Origin of the sequence: Streptomyces sp. NPDC058637, from assembly GCF_042717325.1 — a bacterium.
In the GTDB taxonomy this organism is placed as follows: Bacteria; Actinomycetota; Actinomycetes; order Streptomycetales; family Streptomycetaceae; genus Streptomyces.
Genome location: NZ_JBHXRD010000030.1, coordinates 1 through 16,279 on the forward strand (window position 1 = coordinate 1; position 16,279 = coordinate 16,279).

General features: G+C 70.9%; 16 protein-coding genes. 13 read left to right on the forward strand and 3 right to left on the reverse strand.

All coding sequences use genetic code 11. The annotated features are described in order from the left end of the window. Positions 1–115: 115 nt before the first annotated feature. The 8 genes from ACFWVP_RS26195 to ACFWVP_RS26230 all read left to right on the forward strand — a co-directional run bounded on the left by ACFWVP_RS26195 (position 116) and on the right by ACFWVP_RS26230 (position 6,947). A complete protein-coding gene (locus tag ACFWVP_RS26195) occupies positions 116–763 on the forward strand; it encodes an HAD family hydrolase (RefSeq protein WP_384500233.1) in 648 nt (215 codons plus the stop codon). Positions 764–805: 42 nt separating this feature from the next. After that, entirely contained in the window at positions 806–2,026 is a 1,221-nt protein-coding gene (locus tag ACFWVP_RS26200; RefSeq protein WP_384500234.1) for an MFS transporter, read from the forward strand. Next, on the forward strand, positions 1,995–3,167 hold the full coding sequence (locus ACFWVP_RS26205; RefSeq protein WP_384500235.1) for an acetoin utilization protein AcuC: 1,173 nt from the start codon (positions 1,995–1,997) through the stop codon (positions 3,165–3,167). The genes ACFWVP_RS26200 and ACFWVP_RS26205 overlap by 32 nt, the downstream gene beginning before the upstream one ends. 76 nt (positions 3,168–3,243) lie before the next feature. After that, a complete protein-coding gene (locus tag ACFWVP_RS26210) occupies positions 3,244–4,059 on the forward strand; it encodes a phosphatase (RefSeq protein WP_384500236.1) in 816 nt (271 codons plus the stop codon). A gap of 128 nt (positions 4,060–4,187) precedes the next feature. Then, on the forward strand, positions 4,188–4,400 hold the full coding sequence (locus tag ACFWVP_RS26215; RefSeq protein WP_014046653.1) for a helix-turn-helix domain-containing protein: 213 nt from the start codon (positions 4,188–4,190) through the stop codon (positions 4,398–4,400). Between the two features lie 110 nt (positions 4,401–4,510). Then, complete coding sequence (locus ACFWVP_RS26220; RefSeq protein ID WP_003948845.1) at positions 4,511–4,609, forward strand: 30S ribosomal protein bS22; 99 nt, start codon at positions 4,511–4,513, stop codon at positions 4,607–4,609. A 189-nt stretch (positions 4,610–4,798) separates the two neighbouring features. Next, complete coding sequence (locus ACFWVP_RS26225) at positions 4,799–5,881, forward strand: NAD-dependent epimerase/dehydratase family protein (protein WP_384500237.1); 1,083 nt, start codon at positions 4,799–4,801, stop codon at positions 5,879–5,881. Positions 5,882–5,897: 16 nt separating this feature from the next. Then, a complete protein-coding gene (locus tag ACFWVP_RS26230; RefSeq protein ID WP_384500239.1) occupies positions 5,898–6,947 on the forward strand; it encodes a lysophospholipid acyltransferase family protein in 1,050 nt (349 codons plus the stop codon). A gap of 108 nt (positions 6,948–7,055) precedes the next feature. On the opposite strand, the gene ACFWVP_RS26235 is transcribed toward ACFWVP_RS26230, so the two are convergent. The 3 genes from ACFWVP_RS26235 to ACFWVP_RS26245 all read right to left on the reverse strand — a co-directional run bounded on the left by ACFWVP_RS26235 (position 7,056) and on the right by ACFWVP_RS26245 (position 10,688). Continuing rightward, positions 7,056–8,252, reverse strand: coding sequence for a DUF5667 domain-containing protein (locus ACFWVP_RS26235; RefSeq protein ID WP_384500240.1), 1,197 nt, complete (start codon positions 8,250–8,252; stop codon positions 7,056–7,058). Positions 8,253–8,491: 239 nt separating this feature from the next. Beyond that, a complete protein-coding gene (locus tag ACFWVP_RS26240; protein WP_384500242.1) occupies positions 8,492–9,268 on the reverse strand; it encodes an ECF subfamily RNA polymerase sigma factor, BldN family in 777 nt (258 codons plus the stop codon). 457 nt (positions 9,269–9,725) lie between these two features. Further along, on the reverse strand, positions 9,726–10,688 hold the full coding sequence (locus ACFWVP_RS26245; protein WP_384500244.1) for an HAD family hydrolase: 963 nt from the start codon (positions 10,686–10,688) through the stop codon (positions 9,726–9,728). Between the two features lie 116 nt (positions 10,689–10,804). Between ACFWVP_RS26245 and ACFWVP_RS26250 the strand changes: the two genes are divergently transcribed. From ACFWVP_RS26250 to ACFWVP_RS26270, 5 genes are all read left to right on the forward strand, one after another. After that, the gene (locus tag ACFWVP_RS26250; protein WP_384500245.1) at positions 10,805–11,080 is read left to right on the forward strand and encodes a glutaredoxin family protein; all 276 of its coding nucleotides are present in this window, start codon (positions 10,805–10,807) and stop codon (positions 11,078–11,080) included. A gap of 285 nt (positions 11,081–11,365) precedes the next feature. Continuing rightward, positions 11,366–12,151 carry a redox-sensing transcriptional repressor Rex gene (locus ACFWVP_RS26255; protein WP_384500246.1) on the forward strand — a complete coding sequence of 262 codons (786 nt, stop codon included), beginning with the start codon at positions 11,366–11,368 and terminating at the stop codon, positions 12,149–12,151. Then, complete coding sequence (locus ACFWVP_RS26260; protein WP_384500247.1) at positions 12,148–13,632, forward strand: glutamyl-tRNA reductase; 1,485 nt, start codon at positions 12,148–12,150, stop codon at positions 13,630–13,632. Before ACFWVP_RS26255 ends, ACFWVP_RS26260 begins: the two co-directional genes overlap by 4 nt. Next, complete coding sequence (gene hemC, locus ACFWVP_RS26265; protein WP_384500249.1) at positions 13,629–14,615, forward strand: hydroxymethylbilane synthase; 987 nt, start codon at positions 13,629–13,631, stop codon at positions 14,613–14,615. The genes ACFWVP_RS26260 and hemC overlap by 4 nt, the downstream gene beginning before the upstream one ends. After that, entirely contained in the window at positions 14,612–16,279 is a 1,668-nt protein-coding gene (locus ACFWVP_RS26270) for a uroporphyrinogen-III synthase (protein WP_384500251.1), read from the forward strand. Before hemC ends, ACFWVP_RS26270 begins: the two co-directional genes overlap by 4 nt.

Below are 16,279 nucleotides of genomic sequence, written 5' to 3' on the forward strand. Positions count from 1 at the left end.
TACTGCAGGGGGGACCCTGTGGGAGAGTAGGACGCCGCCGAACAATTATTCCGGGAAAGCCCCGTGCCCTTGTGGCACGGGGCTTTTCTGCGTTCTGAGCGTCTAGGGTCGGACCATGCGCTACGAACTGGTCATCTTCGACAACGATGGTGTGCTCGTCGACAGTGAGCCGATCTCCAACACCGTCCTCGCCGGCTACCTCACCGAGCTCGGCCACCCCACCTCGTACGAGGAGTCCCTCCGCGACTACATGGGGGCCGCCGTCCACCGCATCCACGACCTCGTCGAGGAGCGGACCGGCCAGAAACTCCCCGTGGACTTCGACGAGGAGCTCCACCGGCGGACCCTCACCGCGTTCCAGCGGGAGCGACTGGCCGCGGTGGAAGGCGTGGACGAGCTGCTGGGCGGGCTCGTCGCCGACGGGATCGCGTACTGCGTGGCCTCGTCCGGAAGCCACCAGAAGATCGCGGCCGGGCACCGGAACACCGGGCTCGACCAGTGGTTCGAGGAGGAGTGGATCTTCAGCTCCGAGGACGTCGGGCGGGGGAAGCCGGCACCGGACCTGTTCCTCCACGCCGCCGAACGGATGGGCGTCGCCCCCGAACGGTGTGTCGTCATCGAGGACAGCCCGCTCGGCGTCGAAGCGGCCCGCGCCGCCGGGATGGACGTGTACGGATTCACCTCGATGATGCCGGCGGACCGGCTCACCGGCGTCACCGGGCACTTCTCCGACATGTCGCAGCTCCCCAAACTGCTGGCCTGATCGATCTACCCAGGGGTAGCTCCTGGCTCTACGCTCGCGGCCATGACGGATGCGCGGTTGCGGTACGGCAGAGCCTCACTGGCCCTCAGCTTCCTGGTGCAAGGGGTGACCTTCGCCCTGCTCGTGACGCGCATCCCCGCCATTCAGGACCGGTACGGGATATCCGACGGGCTGCTGCCCGCCTTCCTGGCCGCCGTGCCTGTCCTGGCGGGGGTCGCCAGTGTGGCCACCGAGAAGGTGGTCGCACGGGTACGGCCCGCGACCGTGCTCCGGTGGGCGCAGCCCGTCGTGCTGCTGGCGCTGCTCGGCGTGGGCGCGGGCAACGAGGTGTGGCAGGTCGCCCTCGCGCTCGGCGCCTTCGGCCTGGGCGTCGGCGCGCTGGACGCCTCCATGAACATGATGGGCGTCAGCCTGCAGCGGGCGTACGGCCGCAGCATCATGCTCGGGTTCCACGCCGCGTTCAGCCTGGGCGGTATCGCCGGGGCGTCACTGGCCTGGGCGGGAGCGCACTGGGACCTGTCGCTGTTCGTGTCCTATCTGCCGGTCGTGGCCCTCCTGCTGCCCGTGGCTCTCCTCGGGAGCCGGTGGTACGCGGACGGGAGGGCCGGGGCAGCGGTCACGACGAAGACCGGTGGGGAGGGCGCGGTGCCGGGCACCGGCGCGTCCGTGCCGTTCAAGCTGCTGATGCCGCTCTGCCTGGTGATGGCGTTCGCCTATATCGGGGACTCGACGGTCTCGAACTGGAGTGCGAAGTACCTGCAGGACGTGCTGGGCGGTTCGGAGCAGCTGGCGACCGTTCCGTACAACGTCTACATGGTGACGACCCTGCTGGGGCGGGCCGTCGGGGACCTCGGGGTGCGGCGGTTCGGGGCGGTGGCCGTAGTGCGGGGCGGGAGCGTGCTGGCCGCGGCGGGCTTCGGGGTGGTGGCCATGGCGCCCGGGGCCTGGTGGGGGATGCTCGGGTTCACCCTGCTGGGGCTGGGGCTCTGCGTGATCGTGCCGCAGACGTTCGCCGCCGCCGGCCGGATGTTCCCCGGGGCGAGCGATGTGGCCGTGGCCCGGCTGAACGTCTTCAACTACGTGGGGTTCCTCGTCGGGTCGCCGCTCGTGGGGGCGCTCGGGGACGCCTGGAGCTACCGGGGCGCGATGCTCGTCCCCATGATGCTGGTTCTCGCGACGCTGGTGTACGCCCGGTCGTTCGACCCGGAGCCCGCCCGATACGGTGTCGGGCATGAGCGGGCGCGCGCGGCTGATGTGGGATGACGCAGTAACGGGATACGACTTCGGAGCCAGTCATCCCATGGACCCGGTCAGGCTTGCCCTGACGATGGGGCTGGTGCGGGCCTTCGGGCTCGACGGGGCGGTGGACGTACGGTCGGCGAAGGCCGCGGGGCAGTCCACGCTGCGGCTGGTGCACCGGGAGGACTACGTGGCCGCCGTACGGGCCGCGTCGGCGGATCCCCGGGCCGCCGACCAGGCGTACGGCATCGGGACCGTCGACGACCCCGCGTTCCCCGGCATGCACGAGGCGTCCGCGCTCATCGCGGGGCTGTCCGTGGGGGCCGCCGAGGCCGTGTGGCGCGGGGAGACCGCGCACGCCGTGAATTTCACTGGCGGGCTGCACCACGCGATGCCCGGAGGTGCCGCCGGCTTCTGCGTCTACAACGACCCGGCGCTCGCCATCGCCCGGCTGCTGGAACTGGGGGCCGAGCGCGTCGCGTACGTCGATGTGGACGTGCACCACGGGGACGGGGTGCAGACGGCGTTCTGGGAGGACCCACGGGTGCTGACCGTGTCGGTGCACGAGCATCCGCGCACCCTGTTCCCGCAGACCGGATGGCCCGAGGAGACCGGTTCCGGTGCGGGCGAGGGCAGTGCGGTGAACGTGGCACTGCCGGCCGGTACGGGTGACGCGGGTTGGCTGCGGGCGTTCCACGCCGTGGTCCCGGAGCTCCTGGCCGACTTCCGGCCGCAGGTGCTGGTCACGCAGCACGGGGCCGATACGCACTTCGAGGACCCGCTGGCCCATCTCGCCGTGTCCCTGGACGCGCAGCGGGCGGTCATGGCGTCGTGTCACGAGCTCGCCCACGAGTACGTGGAGGGCGGGCGCTGGGTGGCGCTGGGCGGCGGCGGTTACGCGGTGGTCGACGTGGTGCCGCGCTCCTGGACCCATCTGGTGGGGATCGCGGCCCACGCGCCGGTGGACCCGGAGTCGGTCGTCCCGTCGTCGTGGCGGGACGAGGTCTACGCCCGGACACGGCAGTTGGGGCCGGCCCGGATGACGGACGGTCGTACGCCGTCGTGGAAGTCGTGGGAGGACGGGTACGACCCGGCGGACCGGCTGGACCAGGCGGTGGTGGCGGCCAGGCGTGCGGCGTTCCCGTTGCGCGGGCTGCTGGCCTGAGCGAGGGTTACGCCAACGGTGGGGCGGTATGCGGGTTCCGGTCCCAGGACGGTCCCGGTGCGGGAGCATCGGGAGGGTGTTGAGCACCGGAGCGCTGCGCGCTCATCTGCTGGCGGCCCGGCTGGCCGGACCCGTGGCCACGGCGCGGGAGACCAGCCTGCGGAGTTACCGGCTCTTCGCCGCGAGAGACCCGCGCGTGCTGCTGGGCCTCGATCCCGAACAGAGCTGGGGCGAGCGTGATCTGCTGCGCCTGATGGCCGACAAATGCGGGGTCTCGGCCGATCCTGATTACGTGTCAGGTCAGGATGCGATCGATCCTGAGCGAACCCTGGCAGGTCTGTGCGCCTTCGCGGAACGGCTCGCGGGTGCCGCCGAGAGAAGGGCTCCGGTTCTGTTCGGGACCGGTCATCCGCATCGGCTGCTCGGGTTCTACGCCGGGCTGGCAGACGCCATGTCGGCGGCCGGGTGCGCGGTGCTCACCCCCGCGCGGGGCCGCTGTGTCGACATAACGACCCGGTTCGGCGTACGCACGTACCACCTCGACTACGTACAACGGGTCGCGCTGGTGCGCGAACCGGGCGTGCGGGGTTCCGGGAGTGAGCCCGGCGCGCACTGCCATTCGCCGCTGCCGGTCCGGGCTGTTCTGGAGGAGGCGGCGGAGGCCGGAGGGGTGCTGCCGGAGCTGGTGATCGGGGACCACGGATGGGTCTGCGGTGCAGGTCAGCTGGGCATCGAGGCCATCGGTCTGGCCGACACGGACGATCCCGCGCTGTTCGTGGGCGAGGCCGAGGGGCTGGTGTCCGTCGCCGTTCCGCTTGATGACGCCGTGCGGTCAGATCACTACCGGCCGCTCACTCGCTATGTACTCAATCGGGCGTGTCTGTCACAGTAGGCGGCCGATCGTCTCACCTCTTCCCCACTCGCATCACCCGCCCCTAATCTGGGGAGTGAGCGCACAACGACGAAGAGTCACCGGAGGGGAAGCCGGTGCGCGTCTCGTGCGGAAGGTACAGGTGGGTCATGGCTGCTGGCAGCGAGAGGCCTCTCAACGAGGTCAAGTTTCTGACCGTGGCGGAAGTCGCCTCGGTCATGAGGGTGTCGAAGATGACCGTGTACCGATTGGTGCACAGTGGTCATCTGCCGGCGATCCGGGTGGGAAGGTCCTTCCGGGTCCCGGAGCAAGCGGTTCACGAGTATCTCCGCGAGTCCTTCGTGGGGGTGGAGTCGGCCTGACGTTGCCCTCGGATTACGCCCCTCACCCAGTGGCGGGTAGGCTAGGCCGACGTAGGTCGTGTGGGCCCAGACGCCCCGCACCAGTGAAGAAGAAGTGAGCGAGGGTAGTCGTGGGCTCTGTCATTAAGAAGCGGCGCAAGCGGATGGCCAAGAAGAAGCACCGCAAGCTGCTCAAGCGCACGCGCGTTCAGCGTCGCAACAAGAAGTAGGCGAACGCGGTTCGTGCATCCGAAGCCCTCCCGCCAGACCTGGCGGGAGGGCTTCGGTGTGTCCGGCTTCGCCCTTTCCGGCCATCGGTTCGGTAAAGCACGCCATGGGGTCGTCACAGGGCGACGTCCAGGGACTACGGTGACGGCCAGGGGAAGACCCCGCTCGACGAACGACGGAAGGCGCTGATCTTGGGGAAGATCGTGCTCGTCACAGGCGCGGCCCGGCAGCTCGGCGGTCGCTTCGTGCGCCGCGTCCAGCGCGACCCCGGTGTCGACCGGGTCATCGCCGTCGACGCGGTCGCGCCCACCCATCAGCTGGGGGACGCCGTCTTCGTGCCGACGGACATCCGGCAGCCCGCGATCGCCAGGGTCCTCGCCGAGCACTCCGTCGACACGGTCGTCCATCTGGACGTCTCCGGCAAGGCGCTCGGCGCCGGCGGCCGGACGACGGTCAAGGAGACCAACGTCATCGGCACGCTGCAACTGCTCGGGGCCTGCCAGAAGTCCCCGACCGTCCAGCGGCTCGTGATCAAGTCCAGTACGAGCGTGTACGGCTCCGCGCCCCGCGACCCCGCGGTCTTCACCGAGACGACCCCGCCCAAGTCCCTGCCCAGCGGCGGCTTCGCCAAGGACGCGGTGGAGGTCGAGGGGTACGTACGCGGCTTCGCGCGCCGCAGGCCGGACGTGGCCGTGTGCGTGCTGCGGTTCGCGAACATCCTGGGCCCGGAGCCCGATTCGCCGCTCGCCGAATACCTGTCCCTGCCGGTCCTGCCGACGGTCTTCGGCTACGACCCCAGGCTGCAGTTCGTCCACGAGGACGACGTCGTCGACGTCCTGGAGATCGCCGCCGGGGAACCGCGGCGCGGCACGCTGAACAGCGGCACCTTCAACATCGCGGGAGACGGCGTCCTGCTGCTCTCGCAGTGCTCGCGGAGACTGGGCCGGCCGACCGTCCCGGTGCCGCTGCCCGCCGTCACCTGGGTGGGCTCGGCCCTCCGTACGATCGGCATGACCGACTTCTCCCCGGAGCAGGTCCGGCTCCTCACCCACGGCAGGGTCGTCTCGACCGTGCAGATGCGCGAGACGCTGGGCTTCCGGCCGCGGTTCACCACGGCCGAGACCTTCGAGGAGTTCGTGAAGGCGAGAGGGCCGGGCCTGCTGCCGCCGGAGACCGTGAGCCGGGCGATCGGCCGCGTGGCGGAACTGCCGCTCGCCGGGGGACCCGGCCGGGGCCGGACCGGTGCGACACATTCGACTGACGGCGCCAGGTAGAGGAGCGCGACCGACGATGGCGGACGCCAAGGTGATCCCGTTCGACGACGACCGTCCGCGCTCCGGCGCGGCGCGGCGCAGAGGCTTGCTGCCGGGCGGCGGCCGGGGCCAGGGGCCCGCAGCGGCCGGTACGGCGCCCGTGAGCGCCCTCCCGGGCGGGCAGGTGCCCCTGGAGGCGGCCCAGGGGGCCACGCAGCCCCAGGAGCCGCAGGAGGACTCCGGGGGCGGCGGCTGGGAGCGGCGGATCGCGGGCGGGCTGGCGTTCCTGCGGCGGCGGGTCACGGGCGACTACGAGGTCGACGAGTTCGGCTACGACAAGGAGCTGACCGACCAGGTCCTCATGACGCTGCTGCGCCCGCTCGCGGACACGTACTTCCGGGTCGAGGTGAAGGGCATCGAGAACATCCCGTCCGACGGCGGGGCGCTCATCGTCGCCAACCACTCCGGGACCCTCCCGCTGGACGGACTGATGCTCCAGGTCGCGGTGCACGACAACCACCCGGCCGAGCGCCACCTGCGGCTGCTCGCGGCCGATCTGGTCTTCATGCTCCCGGTGGTCAACGAGCTGGCCAGGAAGGCCGGACACACACTGGCGTGCGCCGAGGACGCCGAGCGGCTGCTGGAGCGCGGCGAGGTCGTCGGGGTGATGCCGGAGGGCTTCAAGGGCATCGGCAAGCCGTTCGGCGAGCGGTACAAGCTGCAGCGCTTCGGACGGGGCGGGTTCGTGTCGACGGCGCTGCGGGCCGGGGTGCCGATCGTGCCGTGCTCGATCGTGGGCGCCGAGGAGATCTACCCGATGATCGGCAACTCGAAGACATTGGCGCGGGTCCTGGGCATCCCGTACTTCCCGATCACGCCGACGTTCCCGTGGCTGGGCCCGCTGGGCGCGGTGCCGCTCCCGACGAAGTGGACCATCCAGTTCGGGGAGCCGATCCCGACGGACGGGTACCCGCCGGAGGCGGCGGAGGACCCGATGCTGATGTTCAACCTGACGGACCAGGTGCGGGAGCAGATCCAGCACACGCTGTACAAGCTGCTGGTGCAGCGGCGGTCGGTCTTCTTCTGAACCCTCCGATGAACCTTCCGATGACCCTCCGCGCCTGATCAGGCACGTGAGGGGCGCACGTGTGGAGGGTGCCGCCCGAACGCGACGGCCCCCCCACACGTGCTTCGGCTACGGCTCCACGTCCTCGCTGTCGATACCGAGGCCGGGAAGCAGCCCGGGAAGCAGCGGAGGCAGGGTCACGTCCGGCGCCGGGGACGCGCCCGGGGCACCGCCGCCCGGGGCGGACGGCGTGGTGCCGTCCGTCGGGAGGTCGTCCAGCAGACCGTCCGTACCGCCGCCGAGGAGGCCGTCGGCCGTGCTGCTGGAGGAAGACGGCTTCGGCGCGGTGCTGCCGTCCGCGCCGGAGCCCGGAGCCTGCGACGCCGAGGGCGCCGCCTCGTCCGTGCCGGAAGGGCCGTTGCCCTCGTGGGCGGAACCGGACCGCTTCGCGCCCCCGCCGGTGCCCGGGGTGCGGGGGAACAGGGACTGCAGCGGGGCGACTTCCTGGTCCATGGCGTCGAAGACGGAACTGACCTTGTCACCGATGTCGGTCAGCTGGACGGGCAGCCGGTCACGCAGGCTGCTCCAGCTCGCGCGGTGCGAGCGCGAGAAGGAGTCCAGGGTCTGGATCGGCGCCAGGGAGCCGTCCCGCTGATAGGCGGCGTGGAGCAGGCGGTGGCCCTCGGTGGCGTCGTGTGTCATGCCGTTGAGCGCGCGCCTGACCTCGCCGAGCGACTCGTGGTCGAGCTCGCCGGCGCGGTCCCGCTCCATCAGGCGACGGGCTTCGCTGAGCCGGGTCGACGCCTGGTCGAGGTAGACCTCGCCCCGGTCGGCGTCGCCGTTGGCCATGCCGAGGCTGATGTCCTCCATGCCGCGCTTGAGCCCGTACAGGGAATCACCCGGCAGGGCGTCGGAACTGGCAGCGGCCACTCCGCCGAAGGCTCCCGCGGCCACACCGACCGTGAGTCCGCCCGCGGTGAGGCCCTTCGCCCAGCGGGAGCGTGGGCGCAATTTCCGGAGCGGGGAAGCCCTGTGGGCCCCCTTGCTCCGTTGTTCGGGCACCGTAGGGCCCGTGGACACACCGCCTTCGGCGAACATGGTCTCCATGGCCGCGACGAGCTGCGCTCGTTGCACCACTTTGACCTCGGGATCCAATTGCGGCTTCGGTAGCTCACCGAGGCCGTTCGCCAAGGCCGACAGCGTTCCGTGGTCGGCCTGTTCGGCCTGTTCCTCGGGCTGTACGGCCGCCGCACCCTGGGGCGACTGCTCCTCCAGGGCCTGGGCGAAGGCGTTCGCCCGCCGGTGTGCCGAAACGTTTGCGATCACTGGCGGCACCTCCTCTCGTCATGACGGTCGACTCCCCTGAGGGTCCGGAAGGTTGCCCACCGGACGCGTTTCCACACGATCGAGCGAGTGTGAATGCGGTCAGGTGGGGCGACAGGGGGCCTGCATCCGGCACAACGAGTGGCGCGGCAGTTGGGTTACGGACGACCGATGATCCGACAGTGTGTCACGAACACGTCACGACCGGTGACGTCGGTGGGCGGTGCGGGTGGTGGCGGGCGTCAGCGGGCGTCGTCGGGCAGGAGCCGGGCGAGCGTCCGGACGGCGCGGTACTGCAAGGTCTTGATCGCGCCCTCGTTCTTGCCCATGACGCGGGCGGTCTCGGCTACCGAGAGGCCCTGCAGGAATCTCAGGGTGACGCACTCCTGCTGTTGTGGATTGAGCCGGCGCACGGCCTGGAGGAGCGCGGCGTTGGAGAGGGACTCCAGGACGGAGTCCTCGGGACTGCGCGCGACCTCGTTGGCGTCCAGCATCTCGCCGGTGGTCACTTCCAGCCGGAAGCGGCTGGACTTGAAGTGGTCGGCGACCAGATTCCGGGCGATGGTGACCAGCCAGGCGCCGAAGTCGCGGCCCTGCCAGGTGAAGGTGGAGATGCGGCGGAGCGCACGGAGGAAGGTCTCGCTGGTGAGGTCCTCCGCTGTCGCCTTCCCTCCCACGCGGTAGTAGATGTACCGGTACACGGTGTCGCTGTACTGGTCGTACAGGCGGCCGAAGGCCTCGGCCTCACCGGCTTGTGCGCGCTCGACGAGATCCATCATGCGCGCGCTGTCGCTGTCGGCTGTCGGCCGGCGAACGGCTGACGTGGTCGTGGCGCTGCGGCTGCTGCGTCTTCCGACCGCCGCGCTGCGTTCGGCCAGCGCATAACAAGGGCCGGCAGGTACAGGGGTGGCAAATGCGGGTACGGCGTACGCGGTGGGGACGAAGCCGCGCAAGTGGTCGAGGACCGTTGCGCGCAGCGTAGCCAGGCCCGAGGTGTCAACCCCGACGTGTGGGTACACGGGACTCCCAGAGGCAGAGCTTCCATCACGTGCAGTTCGAAAACCGTCACTCGTGGTAGCGGGTAACGGGTTCCTGATGCGTCTGAGGAGAATAACGCTTCGTACAGGCCGTGCTACACCCAGTTGCTCAAATCGCCGATTACGTCGCTTTCATAACCTCTAAGTGACGGTTCCAGTGGCACATCGTGACCGCTTATTGATCGAATTACTTCGGGATCTGTCTGCGGAGGCGACGGGTTGTGCTCGTCGGTACGTAACGCGACTGGCCGGAGCGCTGGGTGGCGGGGCGGCCGGGGCCGTCCCGATCGGCGGTACGTCCCCGGGCGTGGCCCGGGAGGTGTCCGGCTGCTCCGGGGCGGGGCGGGGCGTCCGGGCCGTAGCGGGTGGACGCGCGCGGGGCGGCGCGGCACACGGCTGCCCGGCGCGCCGGAACGGGCCGTTCGGGGGTGCCGCGGGGTCAGCGGCGGCGGCGGTGGAGGGCGACCGCAGCGGCGGTGCCGCCGGCCAGGGCGCCGACGCCCGCCGCGGCCGGGATGCCGACCTTGGCCGCCTTGCGGCCGGTGCGGTAGTCGCGCAGCCGCCAGTCCAGGGCGCGGGCGTGCTTGCGCAGCTTGGTGTCCGGGTTGACCGCGTACGGGTGGCCGACCAGCGACAGCATCGGGATGTCGTTGTGCGAGTCGCTGTACGCCGCGCAGCGCTCCAGGTCGAGGCCCTCCGCCGCCGCCAGCGCGCGTACCGCCTCGGCCTTCGCCGGGCCGTGCAGGGGTTCGCCGACCAGGCGGCCGGTGTAGACGCCGTCGACGGATTCGGCGACCGTGCCCAGCGCGCCGGTCAGCCCCAGGCGGCGGGCGATGATCGTGGCGGTCTCCACCGGTGCGGCGGTGACCAGCCAGACCTTCTGGCCCGCGTCGAGGTGGGCCTGCGCCAGGGCGCGGGTGCCGGGCCAGATGCGGTCGGCCATGTACTCGTCGTAGATCTCCTCGCCGATGGACATCAGCTCGGCGACACGGTGGCCCTTGACGATGGACAGCGCGCTGTCGCGGGCGTCCTGCATGTGTTCGGGATCCTCGACACCGGCCAGCCGGAACCACGCCTGCTGCCAGGCGAACCGGGTCAGCTCGCGGCGCTGGAAGAACTTCCGCTTGTACAGGCCCCGGCCGAAGTGGAAGATCGCGGCGCCCTGCATCACGGTGTTGTCGAGGTCGAAGAAGGCGGCGGCCCGGTCGTCCCCCGCCACGGGGAACGCGGGCTCACCCGCGCTCTCGGCGGCGGTGAGCAGCTCGACGGCGTCGGCGGGAAGAGAGGACTCGTCGGCGGGAAGCGCCGACTTCCGCGCGGCCTCGGCGGCGGCCTCGCCTGCCAGCACGCTCCGTGCTGTCGCGGGGCGCCTGCGGGGTGTGAGCCATCCAAGAGCGGCCATGCCGTAACCATAGCGATTCTGTTCGGCCGTTCCCGACCCGGCGGGATGCGTCGGTGTGAACTCTCCGGGGCCGGCGTGTTAATCGGGTGACGCCCTGAGGGGCGCAGAATGAGGGTATGAGTGCCTTGCTGCGTCGCGCGAAGAAGAAGCCCGCCGACCGGGTCGTGACCCTCGTGGGGAAGCCCGGCTGCCACCTGTGCGACGACGCCAGACTGGTGGTGCGCGCGGTCTGTGAGGAGACCGGCGCGTCCTGGGTGGAGAAGGACATCACGCGGGACGAGGAGCTGTACAAGGAGTACTGGGAGCAGATCCCGGTGGTCCTGATCGATGACGAACAGCACACGTTCTGGCGGGTGGACCCGGCGAGGCTGCGCACGGCCCTGGGTACGTGAGGGGGCTCACTCGGTGAAACCCGGTTAACATCGTGGGCGTTTTGAGTGGTCTCGGGGGCGTGGACATGAGGAGTGTGTACCGCTGTGCCCCTTTCGGGCCTGCAACGGGCCTATGCGGTCCCGGGTTCCGGGATCCCGCATGGAATATGCGTGACCCCGGTCACTTTGACCGGACAAAACGGACACTATCTTTGTGCACGCGTTCACAAAGACATAGCCTGCTGTCGACGGGGCGGTCCTTGGACATACGGCCGCCTGCAGCCCCGCTCATCCCGCAGGAGCACCGTGGCAACTGGCCGAACTCACCGACCGGCGACCCGTAGCCGAGGAATTCCCGAGGCCACCGTCGCCCGGCTTCCGCTGTATCTACGCGCACTGACGGCGCTCTCCGAGCGCTCGGTCCCCACGGTCTCCTCCGAGGAACTCGCCGCGGCGGCGGGGGTCAACTCCGCCAAGCTGCGCAAGGACTTCAGCTACCTGGGTTCCTACGGCACGCGTGGTGTCGGGTACGACGTCGAGTATCTCGTCTACCAGATCTCCCGCGAACTCGGCCTCACCCAGGACTGGCCGGTCGCCATCGTCGGCATCGGTAACCTCGGCGCCGCGCTCGCCAACTACGGCGGCTTCGCCTCCCGCGGTTTCCGGGTCGCGGCCCTGATCGACGCGGATCCCGCCATGGCGGGTACGCCCGTCGCCGGGATCGCCGTCCAGCACACCGACGACCTGGACCGGATCATCAGCGACAACGGTGTGTCCATCGGCGTCATCACCACCCCGCCCGGAGCGGCCCAGCAGGTCTGCGACCGACTCGTGGCCGCCGGTGTGACCTCCATCCTCAACTTCGCCCCGACGGTGCTCTCCGTGCCCGACGGTGTGGACGTGCGCAAGGTCGACCTCTCGATCGAGCTGCAGATCCTCGCCTTCCACGAGCAGCGCAAGGCCGGCGAGGAAGCCGCGGCCGACGGCACGGCGGTCGAGGACCCCGACGAGGACCAGGCGCCGCCCATGCGCGCCACCCCCGTGAACCGGAAGGGACCCGACGGGGACATGCCCGCCGTGATGCCGGCATGAGCCTCCTGGTCGTAGGACTGAGCCACCGCAGCGCCCCCGTCTCCGTGCTGGAGCGGGCGTCGCTGGCGCCCGAGGCCCAGACGAAGCTGCTGCAGGACACCCTCGCCGCGGAACCCGCGACCGAGGGCGCCGTGCTGGCCACCTGCAACCGCATCGAGCTGTACGCGGACGTGGACAAGTTCCACGCGGGTGTCGCCGAGCTCTCCACGCTGCTCGCGCAGCACAGCGGGGTCGGCCTGGACGAGCTCACCCCTTATCTCTACGTGCACTACGAGGACCGCGCGGTCCACCACCTCTTCTCGGTGGCCTGCGGACTGGACTCGATGGTTGTGGGCGAGGGCCAGATCCTCGGCCAGATCAAGGACGCGCTCGCGCTGGGGCAGGACCTGCACACCGCCGGACGCCTGCTGAACGACCTCTTCCAGCAGTCCCTGCGGGTCGGCAAGCGCGCCCACAGCGAGACCGGGATCGACCGGGCCGGGCAGTCGCTCGTCACCTTCGGTCTGGAGCAGCTCGCGGACGGCACCGAGGTCACCCGGTGGGCCGGGGGCAAGCGCGCGCTGGTGATCGGCGCGGGCTCGATGTCCTCGCTCGCCGCCGCCACCCTGGCCCGTGCCGGAGTCGCCGAGATCGTCGTCGCCAACCGGACCCGGGCCCGTGCCGACCGGCTCGCCGAGATCCTCGGCCAGGGCGGCCAGGTCACGGCCCGCGCGGTGGAGATGGCCGCCGTGGCGGACGAACTGACACGTGCAGACGTCGTCGTCTCCTGTACCGGCGCGACCGGGCTCGTCCTGACCGCTGAGGCGGTCGCCGAGGCGCTCGGCGTCGACTTCGACATCGCGGAGAAGCCGTCCACGGCTCCCGCCGCCGCGTCCGACCCGCTGGACCAGCACGCCGCGTGGGTGGAGAACGGTTCCGCCACCGCGGCCTCGCAGGCAGTGGTGCGCGTGCCCGCGCAGGCCCGCTCCGGTGGCCCCGCCCGGCTCCACCTGCTCGACCTCGCCATGCCCCGTGACATCGACGGAGCGGCCCACCGCATCGACGGTGTGCGCCTCGTCGACATCGAGTCGCTGGCCGAGGCGTCCGCGGACGCCCCGATGGCCGCCGATGTGGACCAGGTGCGCACCCTCGTCGCGGACGAGGTCGCCGCCTTCGGCGCCGCGCAGCGTGCCGCCCACATCACGCCGACCGTCGTCGCCCTGCGCACCATGGCCGCCGATGTGGTGGCCGGCGAGATCGCGCGGCTCGACGGACGCCTCCCCGACCTGGACGAGAAACAGCGCGCCGAGATCACGCAGACCGTGCGCCGCGTCGTCGACAAGCTCCTGCACGCGCCCACCGTGCGGGTCAAGCAGCTCGCCAGCGAGCCCGGCGGCGCCGGGTACGCGGACGCGCTGCGGGAACTCTTCGACCTCGACCCGCAGACGGTGGCCGCCGTCTCCCGGGCAGACCTGAACGACCCGAATAGAGGGCGGTCATGACCGACAACTCACCCCTGGGCGGGGAGACCACGAAGCCGCTCCGGCTCGGCACCCGGCGCAGCAAGCTGGCCATGGCGCAGTCCGGCATGGTCGCCGACGCGGTCCGCGAGGTGACCGGGCGCGCCGTCGAGCTCGTCGAGATCACCACGTACGGGGACGTATCCCGCGAGCAGCTCTCGCAGATCGGCGGGACCGGCGTGTTCGTCGCCGCGCTGCGCGAGGCGCTGCTGAGCGGCGAGGTGGACTTCGCGGTCCACTCGCTCAAGGACCTCCCGACCGCACAGCCCGAGGGCCTCGTCCTGGCCGCCGTACCGCAGCGCGAGGACCCGCGCGACGTACTGGTGGCCCGGGACGGGCTGACCTTCGAACAGCTTCCGTCCGGCGCCCGCATAGGCACCGGTTCGGCGCGCCGCATGGCGCAGCTCAACTCGTACGCCCGGTCGCACGGACTCGACACGGAGATCGTGCCGATCCGGGGCAACGTCGATACCCGTATCGGTTTCGTACGCAGCGGCGAGCTGGACGCGGTGGTACTCGCCGCCGCCGGGCTCAGCCGTCTCGGCCGGACCGGTGAAGTGACCGATTTCCTGTCGGTCGACACCGTCCTGCCCGCTCCCGGCCAGGGAGCACTGGCGATCGAGTGCGCTGCGACCAGCGCCGACCTCGCCGCAGCGCTCGCCGAGCTCGACGACCCGTACACCCGGGTCGCCGTGACCGCCGAGCGCGCCCTGCTCGCCGCCCTGGAGGCCGGCTGCTCCGCACCTGTGGGTGCGCTGGCCGACCTCCTGGCCGACGGTCAGACTGTCAACGAACTGCGCCTGCGCGGTGTCGTCGGTTCCACCGACGGTACTTCCCTGGTGCAGCTGTCCATCACCGGTCCCGTTCCCACGTCGCACGACGACGCGGTGGCCCTCGGACGCGAACTCGCGTCCGAGATGCTCGCCAAGGGTGCGGCCGGTCTTATGGGGGAGCGAGCACTTTGAGCCCCACCGGCCCCGTCGTATCCGACTTCCCTGTCCTGTCCTCAGGGCACGTCACCTTCCTCGGCGCCGGTCCCGGCGACCCGGGACTGCTGACTCTGCGCGCCGTCGAGGCGCTCGCGAGCGCGGACGTTCTTGTGGCCGAGCCCGACGTTCTCGACGTCGTCCGCTGCCATGCGCGGGCAGGGGTAAGCACGCCTGAGGTGACGGTTGTTGACATGTCGTCAACAGCCGCCGGAGTACCCGTTCTCAGGGACGCCGCCAATCTTGTCATGGAGGCGGTCAAGGGTGGCAGGCGGGTGGTCCGTGCCGTCACGGGGGACCCCGGCCTGGACGGCGACACGGGCGCGGAGATGCTCGCCTGCGCCGCCGCCGGTGTGCCCTTCGAGGTCATCCCCGGCATCGCGAACGCCGTCGGTGTACCGGCGTACGCCGGTGTGCCGCTGCGTGACGCCCAGGGCGCCGATGTGCGCTTCGTCGACGCGCGTACCGCCTCGGACCGCTGCTGGGCGGAGATCGGCGCGAGCGACGCGACGGCCGTCGTGTCCACGTCGCTCGACTCGGTGGCCGCGGCCGCCGGTGAGCTGGTCTCGGCGGGCCGCAAGCCCGACACCCCGCTGACGGTGACGATCGCGGGTACGACGACGCGCCAGCGCACCTGGACGGCGACGCTCGGGACGATCGCCCAGGTCCTGAAGCAGGCCAAGGTCCTCCCGTCGCCGGACGGGCACCGGTCCGTCATAGCCGTGGTCGGGGAGCGCAGCTCTGCCGCCCAGCGTGACCAGCTGTCGTGGTTCGAGTCCAAGCCGCTGTTCGGCTGGAAGGTGCTCGTGCCGCGTACGAAGGAGCAGTCGGCGTCGCTCTCCGACCAGCTGCGCTCCTACGGTGCGGTGCCGCACGAGGTCCCGACGATCGCCGTCGAGCCGCCGCGGACGCCCCAGCAGATGGAGCGGGCGGTCAAGGGTCTGGTCACGGGCCGGTACGAGTGGATCGCCTTCACCTCGGTGAACGCGGTCAAGGCCGTGCGGGAGAAGTTCGAGGAGTACGGGCTCGACGCCCGTGCCTTCGCCGGGATCAAGGTCGCGGCCGTCGGTGAGCAGACGGCCGCCGCGCTGATCGACTTCGGTGTGAAGCCGGACCTCGTGCCGTCCGGGGAGCAGTCCGCCGCCGGTCTGCTGGAGGACTGGCCGCCGTACGACCCGGTCTTCGACCCGATCGACCGGGTGTTCCTGCCGCGCGCGGACATCGCCACGGAGACCCTGGTGGCCGGGCTCATCGAGCTCGGCTGGGAGGTCGACGACGTCACCGCGTACCGCACGGTCCGTGCCTCGCCGCCGCCGGCCGACACCCGTGAGGCGATCAAGGGCGGCGGTTTCGACGCGGTGCTCTTCACCTCGTCCTCGACCGTCCGCAACCTGGTCGGTATCGCCGGCAAGCCGCACAACGTCACGGTGATCGCGTGTATCGGTCCCGCCACGGCGAAGACCGCCGAGGAGCACGGCCTGCGGGTCGACGTCCTGTCCCCCGAGCCGTCGGTGCACAAGCTGGCGCAGGCGCTGGCGGACTTCGGCGCGCAGCGCCGGGACGCGGCGAAGGAGGCCGGTGACCCGGTGACCCGGCCGAGTGAGCGGCGTCCGGGTGCGAGACGCCGCCGGTCGACGACCTGA

Excerpts from the sequence above, each read along its gene's own strand:
- ACFWVP_RS26200 (WP_384500234.1), top strand. The coding sequence starts at position 806 with ATGACGGATGCGCGGTTGCGGTACGGCAGAGCCTCACTGGCCCTCAGC.
- hemC (WP_384500249.1), top strand. The coding sequence starts at position 13,629 with ATGACCGACAACTCACCCCTGGGCGGGGAGACCACGAAGCCGCTCCGG.
- ACFWVP_RS26195 (WP_384500233.1), top strand. The coding sequence starts at position 116 with ATGCGCTACGAACTGGTCATCTTCGACAACGATGGTGTGCTCGTCGAC.
- ACFWVP_RS26245 (WP_384500244.1), bottom strand. The coding sequence starts at position 10,688 with ATGGCCGCTCTTGGATGGCTCACACCCCGCAGGCGCCCCGCGACAGCA.
- ACFWVP_RS26250 (WP_384500245.1), top strand. The coding sequence starts at position 10,805 with ATGAGTGCCTTGCTGCGTCGCGCGAAGAAGAAGCCCGCCGACCGGGTC.
- ACFWVP_RS26260 (WP_384500247.1), top strand. The coding sequence starts at position 12,148 with ATGAGCCTCCTGGTCGTAGGACTGAGCCACCGCAGCGCCCCCGTCTCC.
- ACFWVP_RS26205 (WP_384500235.1), top strand. The coding sequence starts at position 1,995 with ATGAGCGGGCGCGCGCGGCTGATGTGGGATGACGCAGTAACGGGATAC.
- ACFWVP_RS26215 (WP_014046653.1), top strand. The coding sequence starts at position 4,188 with ATGGCTGCTGGCAGCGAGAGGCCTCTCAACGAGGTCAAGTTTCTGACC.
- ACFWVP_RS26230 (WP_384500239.1), top strand. The coding sequence starts at position 5,898 with ATGGCGGACGCCAAGGTGATCCCGTTCGACGACGACCGTCCGCGCTCC.